This window comes from Methanobacterium sp., assembly GCF_016217785.1.
Classification (GTDB): Archaea; Methanobacteriota; Methanobacteria; order Methanobacteriales; family Methanobacteriaceae; genus Methanobacterium.
The window spans coordinates 46,720-61,837 of sequence record NZ_JACRGA010000023.1 but is presented as its reverse complement, the minus strand read 5'-3'; the positions used below and the strand labels follow the sequence as shown (position 1 = coordinate 61,837).

Genomic DNA, 15,118 nt, shown 5'->3' with positions numbered 1-15,118 from the left:
TATTTCAAATCATCTCCTTTTTTTTATTTAATTGATGTTTGAAGGGGGAAGATGTCTTATTCTTCCAGGGTAGATATGTCTCCCAAGTCTTCACCCATTTCCTGGGCACGGAGGATTCGGCGCATGATCTTACCACTTCTGGTTTTGGGAAGTTTATCCACTTGCACGATCTCACCTAAGACAGCCACTGGTCCCAGTTCATAACGGACATGCTTTTTAAGGTCTTCTATGAGCTGGGTCTTGAGTTCGTATCCTTCACGGAGGATTATGAATGCTTTGATAACTTCCCCTTTAATTGGGTCGGATTTTCCAATGACTGCGGCTTCGGCAACTGCCGGATGTCCGACAAAGGCAGATTCTACTTCTGCAGAACCTATACGATGTCCGGCAATTTTCAAGACATCATCACTGCGCCCCTGTATCCAGAAGTATCCATCTTCGTCTTTGCGAACCATGTCACCTGCCTTGTAAATGCATCCGGGATACTCTTTCCAGTAAACATCCTTGAATCGTTCCTCATCCTTGTATAATGTGCGGAACATGGCAGGCCATGGTTTTTTAATAACCAGGTAGCCTCCTTTGCCCATGGGTACCGGGTTACCTTCTTCATCAACCACATCGGCATCGATTCCAGGGAAGGGACGTGTAGCGGATCCTGGTTTCAGGGGGGCGACTGGTAGTGGGGATATGAGGTGCATTCCTGTTTCTGTCTGCCACCAGGTGTCCATGATGGGACAGTTTTCTTTGCCCACATTCTGGTAGTACCACATCCATGCTTCGGGGTTTATGGGTTCTCCCACAGTTCCCAGGATGCGGAGGGAATCCAGGTTATACAGGTTGGTGTAACGGGTTCCGAATCTCATGAGGTGGCGGATGGCTGTTGGTGCGGTGTAGAACTTGGTAACCCCATATTTTTCCACTATCTTCCACCATACACCTGGGTCGGGGTAGTCTGGTGCTCCTTCGTATACCACGGTGGTGGTTCCCAGGAGTAGTGGGCCGTAGATAACATAGCTGTGTCCGGTGATCCAGCCAATATCTCCGGTACACCACCAGAGATCATTATCATGGATGTCAAATATGTTGCGGAGCGTGGTGGCCACTCCCACCATGTAACCAGCGGTGGTGTGGAGTACTCCCTTAGGTTTTCCTGTACTTCCGGAAGTATAGAGTATGAAGAGTGGATCCTCTGCATCCATCCATTCTGGCTCGCAGTATGCGGGTTCACCATCAACCAATCTTTCATAGAAGATTTCCCTTCCGGATAATTCTGATATTTCTATAGGGGTTCCGGTGTGGTTAACCACCACTATGGTTTCAATGGTGGGGCATTGCAGGATCGCTTCATCTGCAATGGATTTTAGATTAATGATTTTACCCCGACGGTAGGTTCCATCAGCAGTGAAAAGTACTTTGGCATTGGCATCGTTCATGCGCTCCACAAAGGCACCAACGCTTAGTCCAGAATAGACCACACTGTGCACTGCACCAATCTTGGTACATGCTAACAGGGCTATCATGAGTTCCGGGCACATTGGGAGGTACATGGAAACGGTGTCGCCTTTTTTCACTCCTAAATTCTTAAGGGCATTGGCCAGTTTGTTCACCTGAATGTAGAGCTCATAGAAGGTGATTTTTTTCTCTTCCCCTCGTTCGTTTATGTAGAGGATTGCAACTTGATTACGTTTTTCAGTTTCAATCCACCGGTCCACGGCATTGTAGGCCAGGTTGATCTTACCTCCGGTGAACCACTGGTAGAATGGTTTGTTCTCGTCATCCAAGACTTTATCCCATTTCTGGAACCATTCAAACTGTTCAGCTTTCTCAGACCAGTATTTTTCCAGGTCTTTCCCTTTTTCAAGCTCTTCTTCCCAATTTTTCACATGGGCTCTTTCCAAAATCTCTTTTTTTGGTTCGAAAACCCTTCTTTCATCAAGAAGGACTGCTGTATCCCGTACCATTTTTCATCCGCCCTTTTTTATACATTTAAAGTTGTTTTTAAGACTGTATAGTACTAAGTTGCTTTTACTATATATATATTACTATTATTAATCATTATAAATTATGATTAATCATTATAATTAGATTTTGTGATAAAAAAAAAAGAAGATAAGTTTCTCTCAAGAAAACTTCCTTCAATAATATAATAGATTACAGCTTCAGGTGAAATCCAATCTTTAGGTGTATTCTCTAGGACTAATATAAATTCTCTAGGTGTAATCCAATTCACCCTCATTGTAAAGTTCCTGAAGTTCTGTGGCATGCCCCAGCTCAAAGTTCCGGTAGGGATTATTCATGTAGGGGAAAACCATACCTGCAAATGTGTACAAATATGCCGGGACCATCCCATACGTTTTTTGCATTATATGGAAGTAAAGGGGAAATCCGCATCCCTGAATGAACACTGCATTACCCTGTCGGGCATTACCATGCCAGGCTATGGGGAGAGGACCACTCTGGTTGTGTTTCTTAGCCAGGGTGTTTACATGATTCATTGCTTCATCATAGGTGTCAAAGACAATTCCATCAGACTTGTATTTATACCGACCTTCAGGAGCACCGAACAATGCTAATTTAACCGAATCCCAGTAATTAGTGGGGTCAGCAGCACCAGTACCCTGGGTGTCAATAAGGGCCAGTTCAATTATAAACACATCACCGTCTTGATAGCTACGGTAGTTGGAACTCCCTGCAAAGTGGCAGATCAGGGCACACTCAGAACCTCTTTCCTCCGCGTATTGGGATAAAAGCTCTGAATGAGGATGTCCTGGATAAAAATCAGGGTTCCCCAATTTAACAAACGCAACTCTACCTAAAGGAGTGAATGGGCCACTGGAAACAGTGACCACAGAATAACCTACAATTACCACCACTATGGCAATTGCAACTAACGACCATTTCATCTTTTTATCACCTAATTACAGTTCTTTTTCTAAAAATTCTTTTTCTAATCTATTTTTTTTATATTTATTTTGAATAATTTCAAATAATAAAATTAATTTTTAGACTAATAAACATGCCCATTGAAGAATATAGCTATAAGAATAAAGACAACACATGGGCTGCTATCCCCCCTACCAGTAAAGCAGTGATTAGGTTTGCTGCTGAAATAACACTGGCAGCTTTCACTCCGAATTCCCTGATGAGTATGCTGATGGTGGATAAACATGGGATGTATAACATTCCAATTAATGCCAGGACAATGAACTGCACTGGAGTCAGTGCCAGGGAAAGGTCAGTGCCCACAAATGAAACCAGTGTTAACAGTACAAACTCCTTACGCACCACTCCCACAATTAACAGTATGCCTGCAAAGGCAGGGAGCATTAGCCAGCCCACAGTTAATGGTGCCATAAAGTTACTTATGGGTTCTAATACACCCAGGACATAGAATAACTGAATCACAGCACTTCCTGCAATGAAAATTGGGAAAACCATGTAGGTTAATGATTTTGTACGGTTCCATGTCTGTTTAAGGATTACAGATGAAGAGGGGAGTCTCAGGGAATGCATTTCCATAATCAATCCCGTGGATTCACCGGGCATGGCTTTAAGGGCAAGTTTACCCATTACAAAGATTATTATTATATCCAACACGTAAAGGGCAAGAGCCCACCAGATGCTGACAAAAATGGCCACAAGACTCAGAATAATTATGGTTCTGGCAGAGCAAGGTGCGAATGTTATGGCAAATGCAGCCAGTAACCTTTCTCTCCTTGTTTCCAGGATTTTAGTGCTGTCAATGGCAGGGACACTACACCCATAACCCAGTATGAGGGGGATTAGTGCCTTACCATGCAAACCGATTTTCTGCATGAAGCTATCCATCATAAAGGCCACACGGGTTATGAGGCCAGAATTTTCTATGTAGGACAGCATGATATAAAAAGGAATCACAAATGGAACAATCAATGTTAATCCTGCAACCAAACCTCCAAAAGCACCATTCCATAGCACGGCAAGTACCGGGCCGGACAGGGCAGGATCTACTGGTTGGAAAAAGCTCATTGCATTGGTGATTATTTCTGAGATGAAATTTCCCAGAACAAAAGTCCATACCAGAAGTCCTAATATTACCAATGCAGAGGTAAAATAACCATATAAAGGATGTATAAGAATTTTATCTAATTTCTCAGATAGGCTAATTTTATATTCACTACGCTTTTGAGCACCAGCTGCTATTCTATTTGCCAGTGCATATCTTTCAGAGGCAATAATAGAAAATGAAGGCTCATTATGAATCTGTTCAAGTTCAAGGGCCAGGTAATTGGAAAACTGAATTGCACGTTCTGATAATGATTCAACCTGTTTATTAATTTCAGGATCATTTTCCAAAAGTTTAATGGCCACCCATCTGTTGGAATATCCCAAGTTAATGTTTTCTGATTCTAAAAAGGTTTGTAATTGTTTAATTACCTTTTCAACTTCACCACCATATTCAATGGGTGTTTTGGGTATTTTTTTAGCCTCAGAAACTTTAATTGCCTTTTTTATGAGTTTTTGTAAACCTTCCCCCCGGGTTGCTACAGTGGGAACTACTGGAACGCCCAGTGCTTTTTCTAACTTTTCTGTGTCAATCTGAAATCCCTTCTGCAGGGCAATATCCATTTGATTAACACAAAGAACCATGGGTACTTCCATTTCCATTAACTGTAATGTGAAAAAAAGGTTTCGCTCCAGTACCGCTGCATCCAGCACGTTTATTACAATGTCTGGATTTTCATTGGCAATGTATTCCCTGGAAACTATTTCCTCCATGGAAAAAGTGGAAAATGAGTATATTCCTGGTAAATCGATTATGTGAATCTTCTGACCTTTATACTGGAGATTGCCCTCAGCACGATCAACAGTCTTGCCTGGCCAGTTGCCAACGACCTGGTCTGAACCGGTTAAATAGTTGAAAATAACACTTTTACCAACGTTGGCATTCCCGGCAAGTGCTAAGGTGATATCGCAGGGTTGTGATGATGTATCATTTTTTGGAGAGGATGAAATAGTTTTTTCATAATCAGATTTTTCAATACACTCAGGAAGTTTAACCATATGAGACTGCTCCTCCGGATCTGGATGTGGTTTCCCTGATGATCTCCACAAAAACGTTTTTGGCAATATCCCTTCCCAATGCAAGATGGGATCCACGGACCAGTAATTCCACGGGACCCTTGAAAGGAGCGACTTCAAGGACGCTTACTTGAGCACCCATGGTTATTCCCATGTCCATTAATCTGCGGATGACTTTATAATCACCCCTGATGAATGAAACCTTGCCTTTTTCATTTTTCTTCATGTCTGTAATGGAAACCAGGTTCTTGTCACGTTTTCCTACTTCGTTGACTTCTTCCTGCCTCCGTTTATGGCATTCATCGCAGGTTTCAAACTTGAAATCACATACGGGTATCAGTTCCTCATCATCAGGACATTCATCAGGATTTTTTAAGAGATGGCATAATGCGCGCTCAGCATCATCTGAAAGCGAGTGTTCCATTTCACAGGCTTGATCATGAACCTTTTCTTTTTTTATTTTAAGCACATCATGGAGGAATCTCTCTAAAAGTCTGTGCTTTCGGGTAATATTGGAAGCAACTTTATATCCTTCTTCAGTGAGAGTAACACCCTTATAGGGCGAGTAATGAACATATCCCTCTTTTTCAAGTTTTTTTATCATTTGAGTAACACTTGCTGGGGAAATATTGAGCATGCTGGATATATTCGTTGTTTTTACAGGACGTTCTTTTAATGAGAGTTTGTATAGAACTTCCAGATATTCCTCTGTACTTTCGCTTAAGATTTTTTCAGAAGACATTTTAGGGCCACCTAAAATATTGTGGGTTTAATACTATATAAAAGTTAGGGTAACCTAAGAACATTTTTTTAATCCAGGTTGTTTACTCATTTTAAAATTTCATTGGAAAAAAGTGATTAAAAAAAGGTGATTAATTATTTTTTAAACACCGAAGAATCAGATGATATTTTTACTAAATGATATTTTTTACTAATTAAATAAAATAACAAGATGGTTCCCATGTGAATGTGAAACAGAACGATAAATCAGATTATTATTCTTTAAAAAATTATTATCATAATAATCTTAATTAAAAATTTGAATTATATTTGTATTTCAGGTCTTTAAAAAATAAAAAGGGGTTGTAAGTCCTGTGGACTTACATCATTGGAGGCATTCCACCAGGCATTCCACCAGGCATTCCACCCATGTCAGGTTCTTTACCTGCTCCGGTGGAGGCGATCATGTCATCGATACGCAGGATCATTTCAGCAGCTTCAGCAGCTGATTGGATGGCCTGTTTTTTAACCCGTTTGGGTTCGATGACCTGGGCGTCCTTCATGTTGGTGACATCCCGTTTGAATACATCCAGTCCCATGTAGAAGTTGTCTTCTTGGGCTGCTCGCAGGTCTACCAGTGCATCGATCTGGTCGATTCCAGCGTTTTCTGCCAGGGTTTTAGGAACAATTTCCAGGGCTTCGGCAAAGGCAGCTATTGCCAGTTGTTCTCTTCCACTGATGGTGTCAGCGTATTCTTTGAGTCCTTTGGCTATGGCTATTTCTGGTGCTCCGCCACCTGCAACTACCTGACCGTCTTCCACTGTGGCTGATACTACACCTATAGCGTCTTCCACTGCTCTTTCAACTTCTTCGGCCACGTGTTTGGTGCTTCCGCGTAGGATGAGGGATACTGCTTTGGGGTCGTCGCATTCTTCAACGAAGATGAGTATTTCGTCGAATATCTTCTTCTCGTAAACGTGCCCGGCATGTCCCAGGTCTTCGGATGAGAGTTCTTCGATGTTGGTTACCAGTTGTGCTCCGGTTGCTTTTCCTATGCGTTCCATGTCTGATTTTCTTACCCTTTTAACTGCCAGGATTCCTGCTTTGGCCAGTAAGTGCTGGGCCAGGTCATCTATTCCTTTCTGGCAGAATATGACATCGGCACCGCTTGTGACAACTTTGTCCACCATGTCCTTGACCATCTGTTCTTCCTGTTCAATGAAGGCCTGCATCTGGGATGGGTCGGTGAGTTTGATTTTGGCATCGGTTTCCAGGTCTTTGACTTCTATTGGGTATTTTAGAAGGGCTATTTGGGCGTTTTTTAAGTCTTTGGGCATGGAATTAACTGCTCTGCTTTTGTCAATAACCACTCCGTTGACGATCTGTGAGTCATGGACTGTTGCACCCTGTATCCGGTGTATGTTAATCTGATCAGAGTCTACTTTACCGTCTTCTTCTACCTGGAGTACTGCATCAACTATTAAGTCTGCTAGTGGTTGTCGTGCTTTTTCAGTTCCTTTACCAGTCATGGCAGTCATGGCTACCATTTGAAGGGTTTCACGGTCACTGGCATCAATGGCTATCTGGTTTAAGATTTCCTGTGCTTTTGCTGCTGCTTTCCGGTATCCCATTACCAGAGTGGTGGGGTGTATTTCCTGGTCCAGGAGATCTTCTGCTTTTTTGAGTAGTTCCCCTGCGATTATAACTGCGGTGGTGGTTCCATCTCCCACTTCATCTTCCTGGGTTTTGGCTACTTCCACCAGCATTTTAGCTGCAGGGTGTTCAATGTCCATTTCCCGGAGGATGGTTACACCATCGTTGGTTACTACGATGTCGCCCATACCATCCACCAGCATCTTGTCCATTCCTCTGGGACCTAGAGTGGTTCTAACAGTTTCAGCCAGTACTTTTCCAGCCATTATGTTCATTCGTTGAGCGTCTCGGCCTAAAACTCTTGAAGAGCCTTCAGGCATTATAATAATAGGTTGTCCTTGTCCACCTTGTTGTGCCACATTATCATCTCCTTTCTTCTCAATTGGTAATTTATCAGTGGGTTAGAGGTTATATAAATATGTTGTGGATGTCAGTAATTCAAGATTGGAATTATGTCTATGACCAGCGTATGATCCATCCTTTTTTTTATCTACATCACCATAATAGTATTTTTAAAAATTAAGTTTAAATTCTTAGTTTAAAACGGTTTAAATGATTTTAAAATTCGATAAATTTAATACAGGGAAAATATAAGCTACATTTAACTAAAGTAAAGAAAGGTGATGAAATGAACACAGTTTTAGGGAACATAGTTTTAGAAACAATTAAGGATCGGAGAAGTGTTCGCAAATACCAGAATCAACAGATCAAGGACGAAGAACTGAAAATGATAATCGAAGCTGGAATTTACGCACCAACAGCAAACAATGACCAGCCCTGGCATTTTACAGTCATCCAGAATCAAAAACTCATCGAACACATGAATGAAGAAGCCAAAAAATCAATGCAAACCAGTGATGTTAGTTGGATGAGAGAAATGGGAAAAAATGAAAAATTAAATATTTTTTTCCATTCCCCCACAGTGATAGTGGTTTCCGGGAGAAAAACAGCTATTTCACCCCTGGTTGATTGTTGTGCTGCCATTCAAAACATGCTCCTGGCTGCTGAAAGTATGGACATCGGAACATGCTGGATAGGTCTGGCCAAATTTTTCTTTGCCAACCCCAAAAATATTGAAAAATTAAACATACCAGAGGGTTACCAACCGTATTATGCAGTTTCAATAGGTTACAAAACTTCACCGAATAATAAAGGTCCTGAACGAAATAAAAATGTTGTTAATTACATTAAATAATGAATACAGGGTTTAATTAATCAAAGAAACATATCTATTTAAAGGTTATAATACATATCTAAGGCAAAGTAAGATTAAATCAGGCTTTTATTAAGGCGATTATTAGGTTAAGGCGATTATTAGGTTAAGACGATTATTAGGTTAATATACCAAGAGGTGAGAAAAAAATGGCTGCTAATCTCCATGTGATGACAGGTAGAAAAGGGGGTTGGGATGTTAAAAGAGATGGTGCTGTGAAGGCATCGGGACATTTCGACACCAAAGAGGAAGCAATTGAATTTGCCGAGGAAGAGGGAAAACGGTACAATGTTGAAGTTTTCATACATAATGAAGATGGGAAGATAGAAAAACGGGAAAGCTTTGGTAAAAATCTCTATCCAGGATAAAATAAAACATCCTGGAAAGGTAATCCTTGAAAGGTAATCCTGGAAAGGTAATCCTGGAAAGATAATCCTAGAAAGATAATCCTGGATAAATAAATTGTTTTCTCATTTTCAAAAGGTTCCTAGAGGGGTTCTTCTTTTAAATTTATGAATATTAATATAGATATTTATTATAGGTATCTAGTTTTATGGTATCTAGTTTTATCCAGAAAGAAATATTATCCTTCCACCCGATAATTAAACTCCCATATGAACTTCCCGGTATGCTCACACCCTGCCAGGTGTTCCATTTCGTGGGAAACACCGTAAGCCGCAGACCCAGAAAAACTCAGGGGACCCTTAATTCTTTTAAGACTTATTTCCATGATTTGTGGGTTGAGTTCTGCCAGTATAATATCCTCTGCATCGAGCTTCACCCGGAAAGGTCTCTCCACCAGTTCGCGTTCATTTTTACTACCACACTTCTCCAGACGCAGCACTTTGCCTTCAGTGGAGATTAAACTGGGATTTACAAATAGGGTGACCCTTTCCAGGGTGTAACCTTCAGCTTTATCATCATTATAACTGGTTATTTTCTCCTTGACTGCCATGGCTTCCAGATCACTGGTTTTAAAACTCCAATCCCCACCGAATTTAAGGGAGAATAATACTGGTATGAAAGCATCCGGTTTAATCTGGAGGTCATGTATGGCCTTATTCTCAGCTAAATTAAAAGACAGCTGTTTTTTGAGTTTATCATAATCCAATATATCGTAATTTGGAGATTCCATTATGATCACCCGTTCAAATTATTTTTTAAAAAAGATTACTCAAAAGGAAGGTAGGTTGAATTTATGATAATATTATCAAATTTAAATGATTATTAGTTTATTAATGATTGTTAGTCTAGATTATTGATAATTAGTTCTAGTTATTAGCTCTAGGAATTCAGGTTAATTCATTCAGTTAATTATAATTTAATAATTACTTGCACTGCTTTAGAAAAAATGAATGGTCTAAAAACAGGGGTTCAACCTGTTTTCAGTTTCAAAGTAAAGAATATTCCCTGTTTCTTATTCCTTAGTTTTACCCTGGTGGTCCTGGATGGCTTTATCAACCACCGTAAGTATAGCTGGATCAAGATCATCTTCTTTTCTAATAACCAGTGGTATATTATCACAGTACACCACTTCCAGACCGGCGTTAAGAGCATCCTTGGTGGCCACATCCACTGCAGCGGCTTTCAGTTCCGTGAGCATGACATCCACTTCATCGATGTATTTTTCAATGTCCTTCTGGAGTAATGGTCTGTTAGAAAGGTGTGGGGTGGTTCCCACCACAGTACAGCCGTGCTCTTCTTCCAGGTGATTTATAAGAACATCCTTAACAGAATCAGGAGCAGTGGTGGCAAATAAAACCCGTTTACCCTCCACTGATTCCAATGGTTTGGGACGGAATACCGTGGGGATCACCATGGCTTCGGGGTTGATCTCTTTTATGACCTTTTCAATACGTTCCACTTTCTGCGGACTGGCCATTGGCTCTTCGCACATGGTGATAACAGCCAGGTCGGCCAGTTTAATCCGGAAAGGTCCGAAGAATCGTTCAATGTTGATCATTGGCTGGTTGGCTCCCACCAGTACAATGTGCCGGTCGGTTTTAATGGGTGGTATGGCTGCTCCACTACCCTCCATTATCACAAACTCGGAATCAACTTCATTGGCCATCCGGGCACCCTGCTTCATGTTGGTAATGAACACCTGACCCACCATTCCCCCACCACAACGGCGGCATCCAATGGTGAGTATACGGCTCATCAGGGCATCTTCCCAGTGGTCACTGGCAGCGTGAATTCCCTTATCAGACTGTTCCATGAGGTACTGGGGTGTGATTTTTATCTGGTCTCCTCGGACAATCTCTGGCTCCTCAGGACCTCCGCGGCCCATAGCCACTACACAGGGATTGTACTCCTCCTGGTGAATTAAACGGGCTGCATATGCAGATACAGCAGTTTTACCAATGCGTTTACCTGTTCCCAGGATCTTTAGGGATGGTTTTTCAAGAACATCGTATTCATCCAGGGGCTGGAATGAAAAATCAGGACCTTCGTAGAGGATTCCCTGCTCCAAAACCAATGATGCGATTTTAAAACGTTTAGAATAATCAACAACAGGTTCATCGGAAAGATCCATGACAACATCTGCCTGGTGTTCCGTTGCAACCTTAACAATAATATCATAAGGAATTTTATGATGATCAGGACCAAAATAAACTTTAACTCCCAGTTTTTCACCGATTGACTCGGGTGTGGCATCTCTCAGTTTTTCTGTACCTCCAATAAATACAGCGGCCACAACTTCAATATGTTCAAGGTTATCAAGGGTGTTTAATGCTGATTTAGTAACAGGTAAGTAGTGCTCACCATCAATCAAGCATACCATCTTCAATAAAGCACTCATATATTATCACCAGCCAGGGGTTTTCGTTTTTTTACATCTTGATTTTTTGGAGAGCTAAAGTATCTTCATTCTGGAATCTTATGAGTTCTTTTCGCGACCGTTTTACCAGTTCTGAGAGGCCGTTGGAAATGTTAGAAGAAGTTCCTCCGTTGTTGGCAGCAATGATCTCAGAAATAGAATTTGACAAGACAAAAATAGCATATTTATGTTCAGCTTTGGTGCGGTGTATGTGATGTGGGCTGATGTTAAGGCACAGATAGTCCTTACACTCATCCTTCACCTCATACTCATGGTCCAGATGCTTTAAAACGTATACCAAAAATTGATGCAACTGTATAAGCTCATCTTTGTACATATCTACCAGACACCTACAATTAAGTAATTAAGATTCGATCAATATGCATATATAACTTTCTACCAGAAGCTATACCCAGAAAAAACCATAAGCATAAGGTATAAAGTATTAAAGTGCTGGGCATAGTGGGTAAATTATTGTTTACCTATGATTACAAATAAAGGTTTTGACTGATCTATTAAACATAACCTGAATTTGCAACGATTAATCTTACACAGTTAATAATTATTTAATAAAGTAATACTTGGTTAAAAAATGAGAACCCTAAAACTAGAAGATGGAAACCTAAGAGAACTCTTAGGAAGATCCCAGATAGACTCTGATTCTGTTATGAACATTGTAAATGATATTGTTAGTGATGTTAAGAACAATGGAGATAAATCACTCCGTCACTACACTGAAAAGTTTGATGGAGTTTATCTAAAGGATTTTCTCGTTGAAGAGGAAGACTTGGAAGAGAGTCTCATTAAAATTGAAGATAATTTAATCCGCAGCCTTAAACAAGCCGCATCTAACATACGAAAATTTCATCAAGCCCAGCTACCCCATGACTGGTCCATGGAAGTGGATAAGGGCATAACTGCCGGGCAGATAGTACGTCCCCTGGAGAGGGTGGGATGTTACATACCTGGAGGAAGGGCTGTTTATCCTTCAAGCATTCTCATGACAGTTATCCCTGCTAAAGTTGCAGGAGTGGGTGAAATCATCTGTTGCACTCCCCCAGGTCCTGATGGAAAGGTGGAGGATATAGTACTTGCCGCTGCATATCTTGCTGGTGCGGATAAAGTTTACAGGGTGGGAGGGGCCCAGGCCATTGCAGCCATGGCCTATGGAACAGAAACCATACCTTCAGTGGATAAAATTGTGGGACCCGGTAACATATTCGTTACCGCTGCTAAAAAGATGGTCTACGGTCAGGTGGATATTGATTTCCCTGCAGGACCCTCAGAAGTACTTATAATAGCTGATGAAACCGGAAATCCTGATTACATAACACTTGACCTCCTGGCCCAGGCAGAGCACGACCCTCAGGCGGCATCAGTACTGGTAACCACATCCTGCGAGCTTGCACGGTCTGTGGATGATAAACTACAGCAAGAATTACCCCTGATGAAACGAAAAGAAATTATTAAAGAGTCATTTGAAGAAAACGGTATGATAATCCTGGTGGATACACTGGATGAAGCAGTTATGTTTTCCAATGAATACGCACCAGAACACCTGATGATCATGACCCGTGATCCAGAAGAACTGGTCAAGGATATTAAAAATGCAGGCAGCATATTTCTGGGAGATTTAACACCGGTAGCTGCCGGTGATTATGGCTCAGGAACCAACCACGTCCTACCCACATCATTCTGTGCCAGAATGTACTCTGGACTATCCACCGAGTCCTTCCTGAAAAAACCAACAATCCAACGGCTCTCCAGGGATGGTTTGAATAATCTTAAAGATGTGGTTATTCCTTTAGCAGAATATGAAGGTTTATATGCTCATGCTGAGTCTTTTAAAAGGCGTCTTGATAATGATTAACCGATGCTCTCTGGATTAAGGGGATAGGTTTTAGATTTAATCTAGATTGATTTTTAATCTAGATTGATTCAAATTAATCTGGATATAATAAATCCGTGACTAAATTAATAATATAATTATATAATACCCCAATGATTATTTAGTTAGAAGAAGAAGAATAATTAGAATGAATAATAATATGGTATTTTACAATTTTAAATATCTAAATCTGAAAAATATCTAAAATCTGAATTTAAGCTTAAAGCTTTTTTAGAGATTCGTGTATAATCTGCATCTCTATCAATTTGTATATTTAATAAGATTGGAGTAAATTTAATAATAGTTGGATTAAATCCTGAGAAAGGAAAATAATCCTCCCCAAGACACGGAACAACTCCTCACAAAGAGGAGTAATTCCCATATTCATAATAATCGAGGTGAATTAGATTGACAGATTCATTAAGAAGTTGGAAAAGAACACATTACTCACAGGAACTAGACGAAGAGATGGACACTGAATCAGTAACACTCATGGGCTGGGTTCATGAAATCCGTGACCTTGGAGGTATCATATTCGTACTCTTACGTGACAGGAACGGTATCACCCAGATCACCGCTCCCAGTAAAAAGATCTCACCGGAACTACTGGCTGAGATCAGAAAATTCAAAAAAGAGTCCGTGATCGCAGTTAAAGGAACAGTACAGGGATCACCCAAGGCCCCTGGAGGTGTGGAGATCATACCCACCGAGGTTAAAGTCTTAAACGAATCCAAACAGCCACTGCCCCTTGATCCAACCGAGAAGGTAAGAGCTGAAATTGACACCAGACTGGACTCCAGATACCTGGATCTTCGAAAACATAGCATCAGCGCCATATTCAAAATAAAAAGTGTAATGTTACATTCGGTTCGAATTTACCTTGAAGAAAATGGTTTCATAGAAGTTAACACCCCTAAACTGGTGGGATCCGCCACCGAGGGAGGGACGGAACTGTTCCCAATCACCTACTTTGAAAGGGAGGCCTTCCTGGGACAGAGCCCCCAGCTTTACAAACAGATGATGATGGCCACCGGACTGGACAAAGTCTATGAAATTGCACCCATATTCAGGGCTGAAGAACATGACACCCTCCGCCACCTCAATGAGGTTATTTCAATCGATGCAGAGATGGCCTTCGCTGACCAGGAAGATGCAATGAACCTCCTGGAGAACCTGGTGCACAATGCAATTAAAGAAGTGAAGGAAAACTGTCAGGCTGAACTGGAAGATCTGGGAGTGGAACTGGAAATACCCGAATTACCTTTCCCCCGTCTGGAATATGAGGAAGTCATTGATATCGCCAACTCCAAAGGAGTGCCAATTAGACATGGAGAAGATCTGTCCAGGGCTGCGGAGAAGGCACTGGGTGAAGCCATGGATGGTTACTATTTCATAACCAACTGGCCCAGTGAAATCAAACCATTCTATGTCCAGCCACATGAAGATGAACCAGAAAAGAGCTATGCCTTTGACCTGATGTACCGGGATCTGGAGATATCCTCTGGAGCAACCAGGGTACACCAGCACGACCTCCTGGTTGAACAGATAAAGAGTAAGGGATTAAACCCTGATTCGTTCCAGCGTTACCTGGCAGCTTTCGAGTATGGTATGCCACCACACGCCGGCTGGGGTCTGGGAGCTGAACGATTCACCATGTGCATCACCGGGATGAAAAACATCCGGGAAACAGTACTCTTCCCAAGGGACAGGAGAAGGTTGACTCCATAAAGTCAACTTTTTTTTAAATCCTGATTAATAATTA

The 15,118-nt window shown here is 41.3% G+C and carries 12 protein-coding genes; 4 read left to right on the top strand and 8 right to left on the bottom strand.

Annotated elements, in window-relative coordinates; translation table 11 throughout:
* Positions 1 to 56: 56 nt before the first annotated feature.
* The 5 genes from acs to thsA form a co-directional block, all read right to left on the bottom strand.
* Entirely contained in the window at positions 57 to 1,961 is a 1,905-nt protein-coding gene (gene acs, locus HY987_RS09045; RefSeq protein ID WP_292757762.1) for an acetate--CoA ligase, read from the bottom strand.
* Positions 1,962 to 2,210: 249 nt separating this feature from the next.
* Positions 2,211 to 2,903: a hypothetical protein gene (locus HY987_RS09040; RefSeq protein ID WP_292757760.1), complete on the bottom strand. Its 693-nt coding sequence runs from the start codon at positions 2,901 to 2,903 to the stop codon at positions 2,211 to 2,213.
* A gap of 133 nt (positions 2,904 to 3,036) precedes the next feature.
* Positions 3,037 to 5,043, bottom strand: coding sequence for a ferrous iron transport protein B (gene feoB / locus HY987_RS09035; RefSeq protein WP_292757758.1), 2,007 nt, complete (start codon positions 5,041 to 5,043; stop codon positions 3,037 to 3,039).
* Positions 5,036 to 5,803: a metal-dependent transcriptional regulator gene (locus tag HY987_RS09030; RefSeq protein ID WP_292757756.1), complete on the bottom strand. Its 768-nt coding sequence runs from the start codon at positions 5,801 to 5,803 to the stop codon at positions 5,036 to 5,038. The genes feoB and HY987_RS09030 overlap by 8 nt, the downstream gene beginning before the upstream one ends.
* Positions 5,804 to 6,161: 358 nt before the next feature.
* Positions 6,162 to 7,793, bottom strand: coding sequence for a thermosome subunit alpha (gene thsA, locus HY987_RS09025; RefSeq protein ID WP_292757754.1), 1,632 nt, complete (start codon positions 7,791 to 7,793; stop codon positions 6,162 to 6,164).
* Between the two features lie 269 nt (positions 7,794 to 8,062).
* Here thsA and HY987_RS09020 point away from each other — a divergent pair, with 269 nt between their 5' ends.
* Positions 8,063 to 8,629 carry a nitroreductase family protein gene (locus HY987_RS09020; protein ID WP_292757752.1) on the top strand — a complete coding sequence of 189 codons (567 nt, stop codon included), beginning with the start codon at positions 8,063 to 8,065 and terminating at the stop codon, positions 8,627 to 8,629.
* 167 nt (positions 8,630 to 8,796) lie between these two features.
* The gene (locus HY987_RS09015; protein WP_292757750.1) at positions 8,797 to 9,015 is read left to right on the top strand and encodes a DUF2188 domain-containing protein; all 219 of its coding nucleotides are present in this window, start codon (positions 8,797 to 8,799) and stop codon (positions 9,013 to 9,015) included.
* A gap of 215 nt (positions 9,016 to 9,230) precedes the next feature.
* Here the strand turns inward: HY987_RS09015 and HY987_RS09010 are convergent, their stop codons facing one another.
* The 3 genes from HY987_RS09010 to HY987_RS09000 form a co-directional block, all read right to left on the bottom strand.
* A complete protein-coding gene (locus HY987_RS09010; RefSeq protein WP_292757748.1) occupies positions 9,231 to 9,782 on the bottom strand; it encodes a RimK/LysX family protein in 552 nt (183 codons plus the stop codon).
* A gap of 282 nt (positions 9,783 to 10,064) precedes the next feature.
* Positions 10,065 to 11,450: a 2,3-diphosphoglycerate synthetase gene (locus HY987_RS09005; RefSeq protein WP_292757746.1), complete on the bottom strand. Its 1,386-nt coding sequence runs from the start codon at positions 11,448 to 11,450 to the stop codon at positions 10,065 to 10,067.
* Between the two features lie 31 nt (positions 11,451 to 11,481).
* Positions 11,482 to 11,805, bottom strand: coding sequence for a UPF0058 family protein (locus HY987_RS09000; RefSeq protein ID WP_292757745.1), 324 nt, complete (start codon positions 11,803 to 11,805; stop codon positions 11,482 to 11,484).
* A gap of 255 nt (positions 11,806 to 12,060) precedes the next feature.
* On the opposite strand from HY987_RS09000, the gene hisD reads away from it, so the two are divergent.
* Both hisD and aspS read left to right on the top strand, forming a co-directional pair.
* On the top strand, positions 12,061 to 13,338 hold the full coding sequence (gene hisD, locus HY987_RS08995; protein ID WP_292757743.1) for a histidinol dehydrogenase: 1,278 nt from the start codon (positions 12,061 to 12,063) through the stop codon (positions 13,336 to 13,338).
* A 426-nt stretch (positions 13,339 to 13,764) separates the two neighbouring features.
* The gene (aspS, locus tag HY987_RS08990) at positions 13,765 to 15,084 is read left to right on the top strand and encodes an aspartate--tRNA(Asn) ligase (protein ID WP_292757741.1); all 1,320 of its coding nucleotides are present in this window, start codon (positions 13,765 to 13,767) and stop codon (positions 15,082 to 15,084) included.
* The last annotated feature ends 34 nt before the right edge of the window (positions 15,085 to 15,118 follow it).

Coding starts and splice junctions, on each gene's coding strand:
- hisD (WP_292757743.1), top strand. CDS start 12,061: ATGAGAACCCTAAAACTAGAAGATGGAAACCTAAGAGAACTCTTAGGA.
- HY987_RS09000 (WP_292757745.1), bottom strand. CDS start 11,805: ATGTACAAAGATGAGCTTATACAGTTGCATCAATTTTTGGTATACGTT.
- feoB (WP_292757758.1), bottom strand. CDS start 5,043: ATGGTTAAACTTCCTGAGTGTATTGAAAAATCTGATTATGAAAAAACT.
- HY987_RS09040 (WP_292757760.1), bottom strand. CDS start 2,903: ATGAAATGGTCGTTAGTTGCAATTGCCATAGTGGTGGTAATTGTAGGT.
- HY987_RS09010 (WP_292757748.1), bottom strand. CDS start 9,782: ATGGAATCTCCAAATTACGATATATTGGATTATGATAAACTCAAAAAA.
- acs (WP_292757762.1), bottom strand. CDS start 1,961: ATGGTACGGGATACAGCAGTCCTTCTTGATGAAAGAAGGGTTTTCGAA.
- HY987_RS09015 (WP_292757750.1), top strand. CDS start 8,797: ATGGCTGCTAATCTCCATGTGATGACAGGTAGAAAAGGGGGTTGGGAT.
- HY987_RS09020 (WP_292757752.1), top strand. CDS start 8,063: ATGAACACAGTTTTAGGGAACATAGTTTTAGAAACAATTAAGGATCGG.
- HY987_RS09005 (WP_292757746.1), bottom strand. CDS start 11,450: ATGAGTGCTTTATTGAAGATGGTATGCTTGATTGATGGTGAGCACTAC.
- HY987_RS09030 (WP_292757756.1), bottom strand. CDS start 5,803: ATGTCTTCTGAAAAAATCTTAAGCGAAAGTACAGAGGAATATCTGGAA.